The following is a 16,576-nucleotide window of genomic DNA, read 5'->3' as shown; positions in this document are numbered from 1 at the left end:
CCCCAGTGCTCGAATGCTGTTTTTGGCACGATTTCGCATTGACATCGAGACTCTTGATCTGCAATGTACCGATCGGTCAGTACTATTGCAACCGTTAAAACGGCACTGACGAGGAGGAAAAATGCAATCCGATATCCTATGGCAACCAGAAGAGGCGCGTTTCGAAACGAGCCATCTGGCAAGATTTGCGCGTGCAAACGGCTTTGATCCCCACGATTATGATAGTCTGCACCGCTGGTCTATCGCAGACAAGGGCGCATTCTGGCGCGCATTATGGGATTATACCAATATTATCGGCGAACAAGGCGAACGTGCCTTTGTCGAAAGCCCGGAAAACCCAATGACCGGCGCTTCATTCTTCCCCGATGCCCAAATCAATCTCGCCGAAAATTTGCTGCGCGGCGAAGATGACGACATCGCAATCCACGAAGCGGATGAAACCGGCACCCAAACCACGATCACACGCGGTACACTGCGCGCCATGGTTGCGCGTACCGCAGACGGCTTGCGCAAAGCGGGCGTCACCAAAGACGATTGCGTGGTCGGCATTTTACCAAATCGCACGGAAGCGCTTGTCGCCTTGCTCGCCACGGCCGCGATTGGAGCCACATGGTCTTCCTGCTCGCCCGATTTCGGCGTGGCGGCTATTCTTGATCGCCTTGGGCAGATCAAGCCGAAAGTGTTGTTTGCTGCCGCTTCCTATCGCTATGGCGGCAAGAATCATGACATTGCCCAGCGCATTATCGACATTGCCAAGGGCATGCCGAGTGTCGAGCATATCGTCATCACCCATGGCAGCCTACCACCCGTAACACAAGAACCATTCAAGCGGCACGATTATGCCCGTTTTGGCAACGATGCCCCGCTGATTTTTGAACGCGTTGGCTTCCGCCATCCTCTTTATGTGCTCTACACATCCGGCACGACAGGCGCTCCAAAAGCCATCGTTCATTCGGTGGGCGGTGTTCTGCTTCAGCATATGAAGGAACATGCGTTACACGGCGATGTGCAGCCTGACGACGTCGTAAGCTGGTACACAAATACGGCATGGATGATGTATCACTGGCTAATTTCGGCGCTTGCCTGCGAAGCCGCCATCCTGCTCTATGATGGTGCGCCGATCCTCAAAACGCCCACAGGACTTGATGTAACCCCACTATGGAATGCTGCCGAACAGGCTGGTGTCACACATTTTGGCACCAGCCCGAAATATCTATCGACCCTTGCAGATGAAAATTATTCGCCGGCAAATCATCATAATCTGTCGGCGCTCAAGTCCTTATTATCAGCGGGAGCGCCTGTCTCTCCGCATCAGTTTGACTGGGTTTATGAGCATATCAAACAGGATATGGTGTTCGCATCGATTTCCGGCGGCACCGAAATCATCGGCTGTTTCATGCTGGGCTCGCCGCTTCATGCGGTGCGGCGCGGACATCTGACCGTCAAGGGCTTGGGCCTCGCCGTCAATGTGATGGATGACCGTAATGCTCCTATCATTGGACAGCAGGGTGATCTCGTCTGCACAGAAGCCTTCCCGTCCATGCCGCTCACTTTTTGGGGCGAAGGCGGCATGAAGCGTTATCACGACACCTATTTTTCCCAGCGGCGCGAAATCTGGACCCATGGTGACATTGCTGAAATGACGCCCTATGGATCGGCGGTCATCTACGGTCGCTCGGATACAACGCTGAAACCCGGCGGTGTGCGCATTGGCACTGCGGAAATCTATGCTGCCTGCGAACTCTTTGCAGAGATTGAGGACTGCCTGGTGTTTGGCGCGCCAGTGACCGATGACGAAGAAATCGTGCTTTGCCTGAAGCTCAAAGACGATGCGCCCCTCTCCAGTGACTTTGCAAAAAAAATCCGTCAAAAAATTCGTGAAATGGCGTCCCCCCGCCACGTCCCGCATCGCATCCATGCCGTGAATGCAGTCCCTTACACGCTAAACGGCAAACGTGTGGAAGGTGCGGCCCGTACCGTCATGGAAGGTGGCGTGGTCAAGAATATCGGCTCGCTCGCCAATCCTGAATGTCTTGATGAATATCGGGCGTTGGTACGGAGTGCCGCGGCATGACATCAATAAGGTCAAAGGGAGCCATTATCGGCATTGGCGAACTCAAGCCGCAACGCAAAACGGACGGCATCACAACGCTTGAAGTGCTCGCAAAGGTTTCAGCAGCTGCCATAGAGGACGCTGGCTTGGCCCCACATGAAATCGATGGCCTGCTGGTGGGACCGCAAGTCGGCGAAACACCGCAGCATGTGCCGGCAACCATCGCTGAATATCTGGGCCTACGTCCAACAATGGGCAATGTCGTTGACCTTGGCGGTGCGTCAGGTGCAGGCATGGTCTGGCGCGCGGCAGCGGCCATTGAAGCGGGCATGTGCGAGACGGTGCTTTGTGTTCTGGGCAATGCCCGCGACGACAACCCGCCGCGTTCGCCCAATCGCAACCCAATTCGCGAGTTCGATGTTCCTTTCGGTGCATCGGGTGCAAATATTTCCTATGCGCTTTTCATGCAGGCACATATGTCACGCTTTGGTACAACAGCGAGAGATTTTGCAACCATCGCCCACTGGGCCCGGCATAATGCGCAATCCAATCCCGATGCGATCTTCTATGGAAAACCGGCAAGCATAGATGACGTGCTGGCATCGCCGATGGTTGCTTCGCCTCTGCATCTATACGAAATCGTCATGCCGGTTGCGGGTGCCGAAGCCATCATCGTTACATCGGCAAAACGTGCGCGTGGACGCCGCCAGACACCAGTACATCTATTGGGCGCAGGCGAAAAAATCACGCATCGCGCAGCCTCACAGGCACCTGACCTCACAACCGGACCATTAAAACAGGCCATGGCACGCGCCTTTGCCCAATCCGGTACATCTGCCAAACAGATGAGCCTGTTGTCGCTTTATGACTGCTACACCATCATGGTTGCACTCACAATTGAGGATGCGGGGCTGTGTGGCCCGGGCGAATTCGGGCAATGGCTCAATGGACGCAACCTTTCCTTCGCAGGCGATACACCGCTCAACACCCATGGCGGGCAGATCGGCTTTGGCCAACCCGACCTTGCTGGCGGCATGACCCATATCGTGGAAGCCGTGCGCCAGTTGCGCGGCGCAGCCAGTGGTCGCCAGATTGCAAATCCGCAACTGGCTCTCGTTACCGGCAATGGCGCAACTGTCAGCGAGGCAACCGCACTCGTTTTGGGAGCAGACTGATGGATCTTGATCTTCTCAAAACCCCTGGTCCCACCATTACCGCACTCACAGCTCCATTCTGGGCGGCGGCGGAAGAAGGGCGACTGAGCATCCAACATTGCGAAAGCTGCGATAGCGCCGTGTTCTATCCTCGGCCGATCTGTCCGCATTGCTGGAGTGAACGCCTTATCTGGAAAGACGCTTCCGGGCGGGGACGGCTCAAATCATTCTCGATCGTGCACAAACCCGGCCATCCGGGTTGGCTCCCTATTGCGCCTTATGCCGTCGGGCTGGTTGAACTTGAAGAAGGGCCGACGCTTCTGAGCTTCATTCTTCAAACACCCACGCAAAAGCTCGAAGTCGGTGCAGCACTCGAAATGACGCCAACACGGATCGGTGGGCGAACTCTGCCCGCTTTTCAGCAAACACAATCCCAGGAAAGGGCATAAAATGACCGAAGTGAAACAGGATGGTTGGGCTGGAGTCCTCAAGGGCAAGCCAAAGGTGGGAGCCGCAGCCGAGCGTTCCCGGCGGACAACCATGCAGGACATCGAAACCTTTTCCGACATGACCGGTGATCGCAATCCACTCCATTATGATCGTGAGCTTGCAGAGGCTTCAATCTTTGGAAAACTGATTGTTCAAGGCGGCGTGACCTCTGGCTTGCTCAATGCAGCCGTTGCCGAAGACCTGCCCGGCCCCGGCACTGTTTTTCTTGGCGTTGAATGGAAATTCGTCAAGGCTGTCGGCGTCAATGAACTGATTACGGCACGTGTCGAAATCGTCGAGGTTCGCGACGACAAACCAATCTGCAAGATAAACACCAGCATTCGCAACGAAGTTGGCGAAATCTGCCTGAGCGGAACCGCAACAGTTTATACTGTTCCCCTCGCAAAGAGATAAGCAGTGCAACTCCCAGCAAGCGGTGCCAACACAGCCATTAACCAGTCAACAAAAGCCAGTCCCTGGCCGGTTCTGGCTATACTCTGCGTGTCCATTGTGCTTTCGATGACCACATGGTTTTCGGCCACAGCCGTCACGCCGGAAATCAAAGCCGCATGGCATTTGTCCGATAGCGCTGTTGCCTGGCTTACAAACGGCGTGCAGATCGGCTTCGTCACAGGCGCATTGCTTGCAAGCCTTATTAATCTGCCAGATATTGTCCGCTCGAACCGGCTCATGGCAGGAGCCGCCTTCTTAGCGGCGGGGATGAACGCAATTCTCCTGCTTGAGCCGGGCGCTTTTGGTGCCATCCTTTGCCGTTTTGCAACCGGCATAGCGCTTGCGGCGGTCTATCCGCCTGCAATGAAACTCATTTCGACGTGGTTTGTAAAAAAGCGTGGCCTTGCCCTTGGTGCGGTGGTCGGAGCGTTGACACTCGGCTCATCCATGCCACATCTTTTCCGAACACTCACACAGCAAATCGACTGGCAACTGGTCATCGCTCTCTCAAGCATGGCTTCATTTCTGGCCGGTCTGGTATTTCTACTTTTTGCGCGCGAAGGGCCGTATCCTTTTGGGCGTACAGTGTTTAATCCAAAACAGATCGGACGCGTACTGCTGGATCGAAATCTGCTGCTGGTGAATGTCGGCTATTTCGGTCATATGTGGGAACTATATGCCATGTGGGCCTGGCTGCTGGTGTTTATCCGCAATGCAATAGGCGACACATTTCCCGCATATGTCGCATCGCTTATCACATTTATCGCGATAGCCGCAGGCTTGTTCGGCTGTATTATGGGCGGGCTTCTGTCCGATCGCTTCGGACGCACCGCAACAACAGCGGGGTTTATGCTTGTTTCAGGTTCATGTGCCGTTCTGATTGGTTTCGCCTTTTCAGGCCCAATCTGGCTTATCGTTATCATTTCAATTGTCTGGGGAATATCGATCATCGGTGATTCACCGCTATTTTCGGCTGCCGTGACCGAGCTTTCTGACCGGGATTTTGTCGGCACAGCACTGTCGCTTCAGATGGGGTTGGGCTTCGCTCTGACCGTCTTTGCAATTTGGCTCATGCCACACATCGCAAACTGGATGGAAAGCTGGCAATGGTCATTTATCATCCTTGCACCCGGCCCGTTCATTGGTGCATGGGCAATGTTGAGGCTCCGCAAACATCCAATATCGCTCAAACTCGCCGGTGGTAAACGTTAGAAAAGCCAGGGATCTACGCGCTGTTCGGTTACGCTTAACGTGATAATACGAGGCAAATTAATCGGCATTTTGTGGTTTCCGATACCCTGACGAAAACACATTGCACGCTTCTGGAACGTTGAGACATTTCAAGATATCCAGTCAAGAGCATAGGTAACTGTCGCAATTTTTGATAAAATGAACAACACGTTGCGCGCAATTGCATTCATTTTAAAGCAATTTTCGCCAAAATTCCGGCTAAGTTGACATCAACGATATAATCTTGAAGTCAGCTGGAAAACCGAAAGCCCCCCAATAAAGATGATGATACGCTGGGGTCCGTGTTTCTCCCTCAACAGCAGCAGCACTAGCGATGTCGCTTAATCGGAATTACATTTTCTCGCTCGACATATGCGACAGGTATGACTCCGCCTAAGCCCTGTCCCCAACTACCTATGGTCTCTACGATCTAGAAGTTTGACCTGAAATTCATCGCGGGTGTCGGCTTTGTAACCGACGGAGAGACAAAAGCACTTTCGATTTACATATCTTTACACTCTCGTCAGCGTGCACCACGCACGAAGCTTTCGCCCAATGCCTGCGGAAGACTAGCCTTTCGACCTGCAATCAATAGAACCAACATCACCATAACAAATGGTAGCATCTGAATAACATCTGTCGGTACATTGACACCTGCGACTTGCAAAGCAGTCGCCAGAGAGAGACTTGCACCGAATAAGAGGGCTCCTCCCAATACCCAAAGCGGCTTACCACGTGCCAGCATTGCAAGGACAATCGCGATAAAGCCATTTCCGTGACTCATAAAAGGAATGAATACGCCTGCAACGGCCACGGACATGAAAGCACCGCCAAGTCCGGCAAGCGCTCCCGTTATCAATACAGCGGTACTGCGAGTACGCACGACGTCAACGCCTGTTGCATCTAGAGCTGCCGGCTTATCGCCAGCCGCCTGCAACGCAGTGCCCCAATGGGTCATTCTGTAAATCCACGCGAAAACAGCAACCAGCGTGACTGCCAGATATACAATCGGATTGTGATTAAACAGAATAGGTCCCAAAATCGGAGTTTCCGACAATGGCCATATCGGCCATTTGGCAGCACCATCTAAGCGTGGGTAACTGCGCGAAAATTGTACAAAATGCAGAAGGGCGGTTAAGCCCTGTACTGCCAGAGTAAGTGCTATGCCGATAACAATCTGATTGAGACCTAAACGAACGCATAGCAGAGCCATGAATGCTGCAACAAAAGCCCCAGCAGCAGCCCCGCCGATGAAACCAAGCCCCATATTGCCCGTGCTCCATGCGAGCAGAAAGCCCGCATAAGCACCCGCGAGGATCATGCCCTCAAGACCAATATTAAGTACACCAGCCTTCTCGGAAAGCTGCTCGCCCAGCCCTGCAAGCAAGAGTGGCGTTCCCGCAGCGATTGCTCCAAGGAACAAAGTGATGATGAAACTTTCTGTAAAAAGTGACATATTCTTTCCTCAGATCTTTGCGCGGTATTGGCGGTGTTTGTCGATATATTCAGCCAGCGCCAACGTGATCAGCAGCAGCGCCACAAAAACCAGCGAGAAGAAGCTCGGTACGCCAAGACGACGCGCGGCACTCTCGCCGCCAATCGTCAGCGCAGAAAACAAAAAAACATAGGCGATTGATCCGAAGCCATTTAGGCGAGCGAGGAAAACCAACGGTACGACGGCGAGGCTATAAGCCGGATTCCAGTCAGCACGCACATTGCCCTGCGTTCCCAGGATATCGACCGCGCCAGAAAGTCCGGCAAGTCCAGCGGAAATAGCGAAGACCGCAATTGTCAGCCTTGGTACTGAAAGCCCCGCATGAACGGCGGCGCGCGGATTAGCACCCACCAGACGCAATTTCATCCCGAATGACGTTTTTGTCATCATCAAATGCATCGCAATGATGACGACAAGACCAATAATCAGGCCCGATGATATGGTCGTATCAAACAGCTTTGGTAGCCGTGCGTCAACCGGCAAAGTCCGAGTTTGCGGTGTGGTCGTTGCTGGATCCAGAAACGCCAGTTTGACCAAAACATTGGCTAGCGAAACACCAAGAAAACTCATCATCAATGTAGTGATGATTTCGTTGATACCATGCCAAGCTTTGAGCACGGCGGGTAAAAGCCCCCACAGCGCGCCGATAACAAATCCGATGATGAGACCAAGCGGCAAATTAAGCCACATCGGAAGTCGCACCGCATGCATCAAAGGCGTTGTGGCTGCCACAATAACAGCAGCGAGCAAAAACTGTCCGTCACCACCCAAATTCCAGATGCCTGCACGGAACGCGACTATTAGGCTTGCAGCTATCAGGAGAAATGGTCCCATACGCGTGAGCGTCGCAGACAAACCAGATGGCGACAATATCGCACGTTCTACCACATAGGCATAATAGCTCAATGGGTTGACGCCCATAGCGAGAAGGATCATTCCTCCCAAAATCAGTGCGGCGATCAGCGGGCCGACGCTAACAGTTAGTATTTTTCCCCAGGTCGAAAAGGGCGAACGCATAGTCGGGCTTACAACCCCAGCCGTGCCAGCCTGTTGATCGCTCATTCTTCTTCTCCGGTACTCATAAGGCGGCCGATTGCATCACGTGCGCCCACACCATTTTGAACTGTGCCGACGACCCTGCCCTGATCAATAACGGCGACCCGATCGGCAAGCTCAAGCAGCTCATCAAGGTCTGTTGAAATCAGCAAGACCGCTTTGCCTGCATCTGCGGCATCACGGATACGCTGACGTGTGGCCTGTATATTTTTCACATCAAGCCCATAGGTCGGCTTTGCAAATATGACTGCTTCGGCAGAGCCGGTCAGCTCACGAGCCAGCAGAACCTTCTGGATATTCCCACCTGATAGGGTTCCGACAGGTGTTTGGACATCTGGCGTGCGAATATCGAAATTGCGCACATGCTCCTGAGCCTGCGAACGGATAGCCTGCGGCTTTTCAATACCTTTTTTCCAGAAAGGTGACGCACCAATGTCTTTAAGCAAGAAATTAGTGGCTACAGCGAATGCTCCAACGGTTCCCTCACCCAGCCGATCATCAGTCACGTAACGCAGTCCCGCCGCGCGTCGCTCTCCCACTGTAAGTGAGCCGATCTCAGCACCGTGCAACCTCACACTTCCTGAACAAGCTGTTTGACCAGCCAAGGCTTCCGCAAGTTCTTTCTGGCCATTGCCGTCGATGCCGGCAATACCGAGAACTTCCTTCGATCTGAGAATAATTGAGAAGTCATGGACCGGGATACGCCCCGCGTTCGAATTCAGCTTTGAAACTTCAAGCACCACGGAGCCCAATTCGCGGGTAGTGCGATAGTCACTGGCGTTATCGTCTGGTGCAGACTGGCCAAACATCAGACGGATGATGTTGGCCGTGTTCTGCTTATCACTATTGGCGCTGAGCTCGTCAGGCGTAATAGCCCCGGCATTTTTTCCAAGACGTAACACCGAAATTCTGTCCCCATAAGCCAGTGCCTCATTGAGCTTATGAGTGATGAAAATCACTGCCAATCCTTCGGCAACCAGACGGCGCATTAACTGTCCGAGAGAAACCGCCTCGTTGGGTGTCAACATTGCTGTCGCTTCATCGAGGATCAGACAACGACTGCCACGCATCAATGCGCGCAGAATTTCGACCTGTTGGCGCTCACCAAGAGAAAGGCTCGAAACCATAGCAAATGGATCAACGCGCAGACCGACACGGCTTGCAGTTTCAATTATGCCCTTTGCGAGCCCACTGCGATCAGGTTTACGCCACCATTTCCCGCCAAGGGTAAAGTTATCAACGACAGTTAGGCTTGGCACCAGCATCGAGTGCTGAAAAACCGTCCCTATTCCCAACGTGAGAGCGTGACGAGGCGAGGTTATATTGACCGCAGATCCGTCAATCTCGATAAAACCTTCGTCTGGCTGTTGCAGACCTGACAACATACCGACCAAAGTGGATTTTCCAGCACCATTTTCCCCAAGCAAGACATGAACTTCGCCGGGCCAGATATCCGTGCTGACATTGTTATTAGCAACCACGCCGGGAAAGCGCTTAGTTATGCCACGCAGCCCCACAAATGGCTTCTCATTAGAACTTGATGGAATGGCTACACTTATAACCGACGCCTGCATCTCACTATCCTTCATGCAAATCCATCTCGTCACATCTCGTCGGACCGCTTGAAGACGCGCTCCGACAAGATGAACGTTGATTGCTCACAGCATCAAATGAACCACTAAATGGCCGTTTTGCGAAAGCTAAGAGACGGGTTTAAAAGCAAGCTGGTTCACTTGGAGGCGACAGTTTTTACCAGTGCGTGAACGCTGTCTGCATCAAACTTTGGTTCTACCTTGATAGCGCCCGAAACAACGTCAGCCTGAAGAGCTTCCATTTGTTTCCAGACATCGTTCGGTATGTTCTTGGTCTTGAGAAGTCGAAGACTGCCGTCACTAAGCTTGATGTTATAGTTGTGGCTACCGTATTTTCCGTCCTTCAGATCCTTGATCATCGCGGAATAAACCGGCGTTAGATCCCAAATGACTGAGGAAAGAAGATTACCTTTATCGATCGACGTTTTATCTCCGATCACATCAATGAAATATGCTTTTCCGCCATCGGTGGCAGGAGTCGTTTCTACAGCCTGCAACATGCCAAAGCTTGAGCCGTTACCCTGGCCAAAGATAATGTCAGCACCAGAAGCGATAACGGTTTCCGCCACGCGCTTACCGCCAGCAGCATCGGCATATGCAGCCGGCCCGATCACTGCGTAGCGAACTTCAACGGCTGGGTTTTCAGCCTTAACGCCCTGCGCAAAAGCAACCGACATATTGTTCCACGATGGTGGCTCACCGGAGACGACGATACCAACAACCTTGGTTCTGCTCATCTTTGCGGCCAGTCGGCCTGCGAGATATGCACCATCGCTGCCAGCAGCCGTGTAGTCAGCAATCTTGCCTTCAGCAAGCTTGTCCGGGCTATCGACAATAGCGACTGGAATATTCATTTCAGCACCAATTTCCGGTGCAGCGGTGTTATAACCGGACGCATGGGCAATCAGCAGACCTGCGCCGTCTTCAGCCAGTTCACGCAGCGTTGGGCGAACATCGCCATAACCCAGGTTTTCGGCAACAACTACCTTCACACCAGCAGCTTCACCTGCAGCTTTTGCCGCATCGACGCCTTGCTGGTTCCAGCCCATATCGGTTCCCATTTCCGGAGCCAGAATAGCGATGGATGTAATTTCCGCGGCCAAAGCACTGCTCGCCATCCAGCCACTCAAGGCGAGAGCGAGCACAGCACCACTGACTGTTCCTGCTATTGTTTTTTTCATTTTATTGTTCCCATTTATAGATTTTTGTTGACTACTTACTCAATCCCGGATGATTTTTAAAGTATAATCGGGAGAAATGTTTCAAAATGAAGAATCACATCACCTTTCTTGCTGTAGCAATTCTTGGCTTAAACGCGGCATCTGCTTCTGTTAACAGCCAGTCGCTTGACATTACGGTCGAAAACAGTGGCAAAGCAGCATTGGTCTGTTCAGCCTCCATCGCGCATTGGTTTTCTGCTGATCTTGGTGAAGTCGCCCCCGGTGACAGCCGATCATTCAGCTTTGGCGTGGATGTAAAAACAGGCAACGTCTTCCAACTCAACACAGTGGGCAACGAAATGGCCGTGCAGCGCATCTGGTGTGGACATAAAGGCAATGACTGGGCAACTCGGGCGGAAATTCCCATGGAGCGTCGTGCTGGCGTCAGCCCGGAACCGATCCGTCTGCGTTGCACAGCAGATGCAGAAAAAACCCGATGCACCGCTTTATGACAGAACCCATTCAAGTTGATTTTCAAATCCCCACGGCCTTGCATCTGACTCCCCAGTGCTGGAAGGGAAGATTTTTGAAACGGATCACCCAAGCGATCTCAATAACTCAAAAACCGTAACCCCGATTGACAGCGCGAGAATACGATAGCATGATCATACCGTAATACAATAATGAAAAATCAACGAGGGGCGATTTTACGGTTTTTCTTTTTATCTAACTGAATTTAAATAGAAAAATCTGAAATAGCATCACCAGCATTCACGAGAGAGCAGAAAATGGGCACTGCAATTGTCACCGGAGCCAGTCGTGGACTGGGTCGAGCTTTTGCTATTGGACTGGCAAAAGACGGATTTGCACTGAGCCTTTGCGCTCGTGATGGAGCGGCATTAGCAGAGACTGCGGAACTCGCCCGCGCCGCTGGCTCGCCGAATATAATCATCGTTGCTGCCGATCTTTCACAAGCAGGTGCTGCTGAAAAGGTCGTGTCCGAAACGCTCGCTGCGACCGGGCAAATTGATGCGCTGATCAACAATGCTGGCGCAACCAAGCGAGGCGATTTCTTATCGCTGACGGATGAAGATTTTCATGAGGGGTTCGCTCTCAAGTTTCATGCAACTGTACGGTTTTGCCGCGCTGCATGGGACGCCTTATCCCACAGCAAAGGCAACATCGTGAACATATCGGGCGTTGGTGCGCATACGCCTGAACCGGATTTCACCATCGGCGGATCGGTTAATTCGGCGCTCATCAACTTTACCAAGGCGATCTCAAAACGCGCACAAGGTACTGGCATGCGGATCAACACGCTCTGCCCCGGCCATATCCTGACTGATCGTTTAAACCGCCGGATAGAAGTATTGGCCAAAGAACGCAATATTTCCGTTGAGTCAGCACGCGAAGAAATCCGTGAAGCGCAAGGCATCCAGCGTTATGGCGAGGCCGATGAAGTGGCAAACGTGGTGCGTTTTCTATGCAGTCCGGCTGCTGCCTATGTGCATGGAACTGTTATCAATGTCGATGGCGGCGCAACGCCGGGGATCTAATCCCAATGCAAAAATACCGGGGCCAAGCCCCGGCATAATAATCAGGCGTCGGCTTCTTCAGCCAGCCGCTCACGCAGAATAGCGATTGCAACCTTGCCCGCATTCATAACGTGGTACGCTGCCGCCTTGCGCGCTTCCTTACCGCGTCTTGCAGCAAGATGACCAACCACTTCTTCGAGTTCAGCCAGGCTTTCACGCGTACGCCCCGGTGCTCCCAACGAAGTCGCACGCAAAACCATGACCCGCGCATTAAGAGATGACAGCGTATGACCAAGCGCTTCGTTATGTGCGCCGAAAATCAGACAATCGTAAAAAGCATTCTTGGCTTGCAGACGCTCTAGCGGATCAGTGACCTTGTCGCCTTGCTTGAGCACTTCAAAAGCGGCTTTAAGCGCGTCAATATCCGCGTCAGTTGCATTGCGGGCAAACAGCTCGCAGGCAAGTCCTTCAAGCTCAATACGGACCTGATAGATGCCTTCTGCCTGCTCCGGCTTCAGACGTGCCACAATCGGCCCCCGATGAGGAACAACCTCAACAAGACCTTCACTTTCAAGCTGCCGAAGTGCCTCACGCACAGCGGTGCGGCTGACACCCGTCATCTCACACAGATCGCGCTCGGTAATGCGCTGACCTGCCGTAAAATATCCCACTGCAATCGAATTGCGGATGCTTTCCGTCACGCTGTGGCGCACGGGAGCAGCCGCTTTTATCACTTTAAAATCAATGGGCGGCGTTCGCCCGTTCATAGAAACAGTCATAAGTTTATACCCCTTTTGGCGTATGGGGACCGGTATTACCGTATTACTATACGCTAATTGCTTGTTTTGAAAGCATCAGATTTCCGACCATGCCTGTTTAACGTGCAAAACTTTAGTTTTGTGCCGCTTCTATGACCGCCATTGTCGCCGCAACCCCTGCACCAACATTAATACCCTGAACGCCAGCTGCCTTAAGACCACCGGCAATTGCCGCAACGGATATGAGTGAGTAAGGCGGGCGGGCAGTCGGTCCCATATGCCCGATCCGGGTCAGTTTTCCGAGCGTTTCACCACGACCAGACGAGAACACAACCCCATAGACATCACGAATTGAAGCACGCAGCTTCGCTTCGTCGATGCCTTCAGGAATTGCCACGGCTGTGCAAGTTGCCGATGCAATCTCTTCGCGTGCAGCCCAAAGCTTAAGGCCTGCTGCCTGCACCCCAGCCCGACACGCCTTTGCTGTAAGTGCATGACGTGCCCACACGTTTTCTTCGCCTTCATCCAGATAAATATCAAGCGCTGCATCAAGTGCATTGATCTCGGATACCGAAGGAGTGAAAGGAAAAGGCCGGCCTGCCCTGTGCGCATCTTTCCAGTCAACAATCGAAAGAATGGAAGCGCGTGGCGCATCAGGATTAGCGGCCATTTTCTCCCATGCCGCTTCGCTCACATGCAACAAGGTCAATCCCGGCGGGCAACCCAGACATTTATTCGGACCCGTCACAAAGATATCGGCAAACGATGTATCCGGTAGAACATTCATTCCACCAAAAGCTGAGACTGAATCCACAATGAACAGCTTACCTGCAGCCCTTACAACAGCGCCAATTTCAGCCACCGGATTAACCGTGCCGGACGGCGTATCATGATGGCAGATCGAAACCACAGCAACGTCAGGTCGTTTATTCAAAAAGTCCGCCACCGCATCGGCCGAAAGCACTTCATTGTAAGGAACTTCCAGTTCTACGACCTCTTGTGCGTAACGAGCAGCCCAATAAGCAAAGCCCTTGCCATAAACGCCGGAGACGAGATTAAGCACGACATCGTTTTTGGTAATCAGCGAAGCGGCCGCAGCTTCCAGCCCCAACACAGGTTCGCCCTGAAGGATGACCGGCGGGGTTTGCGTGTGGAAAACGCGTTGAACCTTGTCGTTCACGGATTCATAAAACGCCAGAAAAGCCGGATCATAATCGTAGAGAACAGGTCGTGACAATGCGCGTAACACTGCCGGGTAGGCATCTACTGGGCCTGTGGTCAGCGTGAATATCGGATCGGTAACTTTTACCTGGCTCATATCGCTCTCCCATTATTGTCCGTATTGTCTCGTGTCATTGTGAGAAAAACTGCCCCGTCTTCAGCATCTTCGATAGTTTCAAGCGACGCAATCAGCCTATCAGCGTCAATATCAATCCCGCGCCAGCTAATCTGCGCTCGGAATTTTGCAGCCAGATCAGCGTCAGTCATAGGATGGTCCAACCCGCCTTTGACAGCATCTATCCGGCGCACAAGCTTTCGCCCGTCATGCAGCAAAAGACAAACTTCAGCAGCTTCAAATGTAAAGGAAGGATCATCTAAGAAAGATAGCTTTGAAGCCAAATCCTTCAATTGCGGATCTTGCACAGCGTGATCGGAAAATGCATCAAGATCGGCTCTACCCCAGAGCAAACTGACCGCCACCGCATGTTGCGCACTCACCTGCGAAAGTCTACCCGTTGTGACGTTCGGACGATCTGTGCGCTGACGCAGCAGTGGATGACCCGTCAATGTTATCGATGCAATTTCATCTGCTTCGAAATTACCTTGCGCATGAAGCCCAAGACACGCTTCAATAACCGGGTTCAGAACCACACCGCATGGATAAGGCTTGAAAGTGTTTTTCAGCATTTCCCAATGGCTTCCCAGCCCATCGATAAGCGCGGAGAAATCTGGGGCATCCGAATGCAGCGCCAGGAAACCGCGTGGTCCTTCGAGGGGCGCTGCCGGGCCTGTATAACCTTTGGCGGCAAGCAAGGCAGACATCAAGCCAGCGCGGGCCGCTTGTCCCACTGAAAGGCTTTTCGACATCGTGCCCAGCGTTTCAACCGAACCTGCGCCTTGCGCCAAAGCGTGTCCCAAAGCATCAATAAGCTGTGCCGGGGAGAGCTTCAATAATTTGCCCGCGGCAAGCGCTGCACCAAACACACCGCACGTCGATGTAATGTGCCAACCACGCGCATAATGAATAGGGTGCAAGGCATTGCCCAACCGACAGGTTACTTCCGCCCCCAGAACAAAGGCCTCAATCAGCGCATGCCCCGATATCGGCTTTCCTTCCGCAGCGAGTGTCTCGGCCAATGCCAGAACAGCAGGCGCGACAGGTGCCGATGGATGAATAACAGTCGGAACATGGGTGTCGTCGAAATCAAAAATATTGGCGGATGCCGCATTGATATAAGCGGCCCACAATATATCGGCTCGTTCTGCACGTCCAATCAGGCTTGCTGTGGCAGAGCCGGAAAAAGCTGGTAGCAATGCCGCCAGCTTCTGGATAGCAGCTTCATTTGAACCACCAATGGCCGTGCCCACAATATTAAGCAGCGAGCGCCTCCCTGCGGTACGCACGTCATCAGGCATTACGGGTGGCGAATGAACAAACTCAGCGATTGCAGCGCTCAAACCTGTCATATCAGACGCCAGCAGCTTTGCCGCGGACTTCCGTGCCAGCCCATTGTTCCAGTGGACGGATGATGGCTGTCATATCTGCATCCGGCCCCAAATCAGCCTTGGTGATTGAGAACAGCATCCGCACCGCATTTCCCACCAGCATGGGAACACCGAGGCGTTCGGCTTCTTCAAGGCACAGGCGAATATCTTTGAGCGAGAGCGCGATTGCGAAGCCAAAGTCAAAACCACGTGGTAGAACAAAACGCGGAATTTTATCAACACTCGCCGATGTGCGACCTGATCCAGCATTGAGCACTTCTATCATGACATCGGCATCAAGTCCGGCTTTGGCGCCCATAACCATCGCTTCTGACGTGATCGCCAATGCTGCCGCGGAGCAGATGTTGTTGATAAGTTTCATCACCTGCGCCTTGCCGGGTTCTTCAGCCACGCGGATCACCTTACCAAGTGCCAAAAGCATTGGTTCAACAACGCTGAAATGTGCAGCTGGACCAGCGGCCATCAAAGCAAGCGTTCCCTTTTTTGCACCTGCGACACCGCCTGAAACGGGGCTGTCAATCAAAGCAATGCCCACTCCAGACAGAATTTCAGCCAGGTCCATTTCGGCTTTTGGCCCGGTAGTTGATAGATCGACAACGCATTTTACAATCCCGGGATTTGCTGCAATGGAACGTCCAACAGCTAGAACGACTTCAGGTGTTGGCAGGGACAGGAAAATCGTTTCAACGCGACTGGCAAGCTCCTCAAGGCTATTTGCAGCATCTGCACCAGCATCTATTAACGCTGCAACCGCAGCATCCGCCCGATCATTGACGACAAGCTTATAGCCCGCGCCAATCATGCGCTCTGCCATTGGGCGTCCCATATTGCCAAGCCCAACAAAACCCAGTTCAGACATTCCACTCTCCTGTTA

The 16,576-nt window shown here is 52.8% G+C and carries 15 protein-coding genes; 7 read left to right on the top strand and 8 right to left on the bottom strand.

Annotation, left to right across the window (positions count from 1 at the left end):
• Window positions 1-121 precede the first annotated feature (121 nt).
• From CES85_RS25700 to CES85_RS25680, 5 genes are read left to right on the top strand one after another with little or no spacing between them, the layout of a single operon-like run.
• Window positions 122-2,074 carry an acetoacetate--CoA ligase gene (locus tag CES85_RS25700; protein WP_095448599.1) on the top strand — a complete coding sequence of 651 codons (1,953 nt, stop codon included), beginning with the start codon at window positions 122-124 and terminating at the stop codon, window positions 2,072-2,074.
• Window positions 2,071-3,228 carry a thiolase family protein gene (locus CES85_RS25695; protein WP_095448598.1) on the top strand — a complete coding sequence of 386 codons (1,158 nt, stop codon included), beginning with the start codon at window positions 2,071-2,073 and terminating at the stop codon, window positions 3,226-3,228. The genes CES85_RS25700 and CES85_RS25695 overlap by 4 nt, the downstream gene beginning before the upstream one ends.
• Window positions 3,228-3,656, top strand: a complete 429-nt coding sequence (locus CES85_RS25690) for a Zn-ribbon domain-containing OB-fold protein (RefSeq protein WP_095448597.1) — start codon at window positions 3,228-3,230, stop codon at window positions 3,654-3,656. The genes CES85_RS25695 and CES85_RS25690 overlap by 1 nt, the downstream gene beginning before the upstream one ends.
• A gap of 1 nt (window position 3,657) precedes the next feature.
• Complete coding sequence (locus CES85_RS25685) at window positions 3,658-4,110, top strand: MaoC family dehydratase (RefSeq protein WP_095448596.1); 453 nt, start codon at window positions 3,658-3,660, stop codon at window positions 4,108-4,110.
• 3 nt (window positions 4,111-4,113) lie between these two features.
• On the top strand, window positions 4,114-5,361 hold the full coding sequence (locus tag CES85_RS25680) for an MFS transporter (protein ID WP_244923332.1): 1,248 nt from the start codon (window positions 4,114-4,116) through the stop codon (window positions 5,359-5,361).
• Between the two features lie 541 nt (window positions 5,362-5,902).
• Here the strand turns inward: CES85_RS25680 and CES85_RS25675 are convergent.
• From CES85_RS25675 to CES85_RS25660, 4 genes are all read right to left on the bottom strand, one after another.
• Window positions 5,903-6,835, bottom strand: a complete 933-nt coding sequence (locus CES85_RS25675) for a putative B6 ABC transporter permease subunit 1 (RefSeq protein WP_095448595.1) — start codon at window positions 6,833-6,835, stop codon at window positions 5,903-5,905.
• 9 nt (window positions 6,836-6,844) lie between these two features.
• Entirely contained in the window at window positions 6,845-7,936 is a 1,092-nt protein-coding gene (locus tag CES85_RS25670; RefSeq protein WP_095448594.1) for a putative B6 ABC transporter permease subunit 2, read from the bottom strand.
• Window positions 7,933-9,519 (bottom strand): putative B6 ABC transporter ATP-binding protein, encoded by a 1,587-nt coding sequence (locus tag CES85_RS25665; RefSeq protein ID WP_244923331.1) that lies wholly within the window; start codon window positions 9,517-9,519, stop codon window positions 7,933-7,935. The genes CES85_RS25670 and CES85_RS25665 overlap by 4 nt, the downstream gene beginning before the upstream one ends.
• Before the next feature lie 140 nt (window positions 9,520-9,659).
• Window positions 9,660-10,703 (bottom strand): putative B6 ABC transporter substrate-binding protein, encoded by a 1,044-nt coding sequence (locus CES85_RS25660; protein ID WP_095448592.1) that lies wholly within the window; start codon window positions 10,701-10,703, stop codon window positions 9,660-9,662.
• Window positions 10,704-10,789: 86 nt separating this feature from the next.
• Here CES85_RS25660 and CES85_RS25655 point away from each other — a divergent pair, with 86 nt between their 5' ends.
• Complete coding sequence (locus CES85_RS25655; protein ID WP_095448591.1) at window positions 10,790-11,194, top strand: hypothetical protein; 405 nt, start codon at window positions 10,790-10,792, stop codon at window positions 11,192-11,194.
• A gap of 276 nt (window positions 11,195-11,470) precedes the next feature.
• A complete protein-coding gene (locus CES85_RS25650; protein WP_095448590.1) occupies window positions 11,471-12,238 on the top strand; it encodes an SDR family oxidoreductase in 768 nt (255 codons plus the stop codon).
• A 41-nt stretch (window positions 12,239-12,279) separates the two neighbouring features.
• Here the strand turns inward: CES85_RS25650 and CES85_RS25645 are convergent, their stop codons facing one another.
• From CES85_RS25645 to CES85_RS25630, 4 genes are all read right to left on the bottom strand, one after another.
• Complete coding sequence (locus tag CES85_RS25645) at window positions 12,280-12,996, bottom strand: GntR family transcriptional regulator (RefSeq protein WP_095448589.1); 717 nt, start codon at window positions 12,994-12,996, stop codon at window positions 12,280-12,282.
• A 112-nt stretch (window positions 12,997-13,108) separates the two neighbouring features.
• Entirely contained in the window at window positions 13,109-14,293 is a 1,185-nt protein-coding gene (ppaT, locus tag CES85_RS25640) for a pyridoxamine--pyruvate transaminase (RefSeq protein ID WP_095448588.1), read from the bottom strand.
• Window positions 14,290-15,663 (bottom strand): MmgE/PrpD family protein, encoded by a 1,374-nt coding sequence (locus CES85_RS25635; protein ID WP_095448587.1) that lies wholly within the window; start codon window positions 15,661-15,663, stop codon window positions 14,290-14,292. The genes ppaT and CES85_RS25635 overlap by 4 nt, the downstream gene beginning before the upstream one ends.
• 1 nt (window position 15,664) lies before the next feature.
• Complete coding sequence (locus CES85_RS25630) at window positions 15,665-16,561, bottom strand: NAD(P)-dependent oxidoreductase (protein WP_095448586.1); 897 nt, start codon at window positions 16,559-16,561, stop codon at window positions 15,665-15,667.
• Between the last annotated feature and the right edge of the window lie 15 nt (window positions 16,562-16,576).

It is taken from the genome of Ochrobactrum quorumnocens, from assembly GCF_002278035.1.
Classification (GTDB): Bacteria; Pseudomonadota; Alphaproteobacteria; order Rhizobiales; family Rhizobiaceae; genus Brucella; species Brucella quorumnocens.
The sequence above is the reverse complement of the archived record's forward strand: the minus strand, read 5'-3'. Positions and strand labels throughout refer to the sequence as shown.

What these genes read in the sequence shown, in the direction of transcription:
- CES85_RS25700 (WP_095448599.1), top strand. Translation starts at nt 122, where the DNA reads ATGCAATCCGATATCCTATGGCAACCAGAAGAGGCGCGTTTCGAAACG.
- CES85_RS25695 (WP_095448598.1), top strand. Translation starts at nt 2,071, where the DNA reads ATGACATCAATAAGGTCAAAGGGAGCCATTATCGGCATTGGCGAACTC.
- CES85_RS25690 (WP_095448597.1), top strand. Translation starts at nt 3,228, where the DNA reads ATGGATCTTGATCTTCTCAAAACCCCTGGTCCCACCATTACCGCACTC.
- CES85_RS25685 (WP_095448596.1), top strand. Translation starts at nt 3,658, where the DNA reads ATGACCGAAGTGAAACAGGATGGTTGGGCTGGAGTCCTCAAGGGCAAG.
- CES85_RS25675 (WP_095448595.1), bottom strand. Translation starts at nt 6,835, where the DNA reads ATGTCACTTTTTACAGAAAGTTTCATCATCACTTTGTTCCTTGGAGCA.
- CES85_RS25670 (WP_095448594.1), bottom strand. Translation starts at nt 7,936, where the DNA reads ATGAGCGATCAACAGGCTGGCACGGCTGGGGTTGTAAGCCCGACTATG.
- CES85_RS25665 (WP_244923331.1), bottom strand. Translation starts at nt 9,519, where the DNA reads ATGAAGGATAGTGAGATGCAGGCGTCGGTTATAAGTGTAGCCATTCCA.
- CES85_RS25660 (WP_095448592.1), bottom strand. Translation starts at nt 10,703, where the DNA reads ATGAAAAAAACAATAGCAGGAACAGTCAGTGGTGCTGTGCTCGCTCTC.
- CES85_RS25655 (WP_095448591.1), top strand. Translation starts at nt 10,790, where the DNA reads ATGAAGAATCACATCACCTTTCTTGCTGTAGCAATTCTTGGCTTAAAC.
- CES85_RS25650 (WP_095448590.1), top strand. Translation starts at nt 11,471, where the DNA reads ATGGGCACTGCAATTGTCACCGGAGCCAGTCGTGGACTGGGTCGAGCT.
- CES85_RS25645 (WP_095448589.1), bottom strand. Translation starts at nt 12,996, where the DNA reads ATGACTGTTTCTATGAACGGGCGAACGCCGCCCATTGATTTTAAAGTG.
- ppaT (WP_095448588.1), bottom strand. Translation starts at nt 14,293, where the DNA reads ATGAGCCAGGTAAAAGTTACCGATCCGATATTCACGCTGACCACAGGC.
- CES85_RS25635 (WP_095448587.1), bottom strand. Translation starts at nt 15,663, where the DNA reads ATGACAGGTTTGAGCGCTGCAATCGCTGAGTTTGTTCATTCGCCACCC.
- CES85_RS25630 (WP_095448586.1), bottom strand. Translation starts at nt 16,561, where the DNA reads ATGTCTGAACTGGGTTTTGTTGGGCTTGGCAATATGGGACGCCCAATG.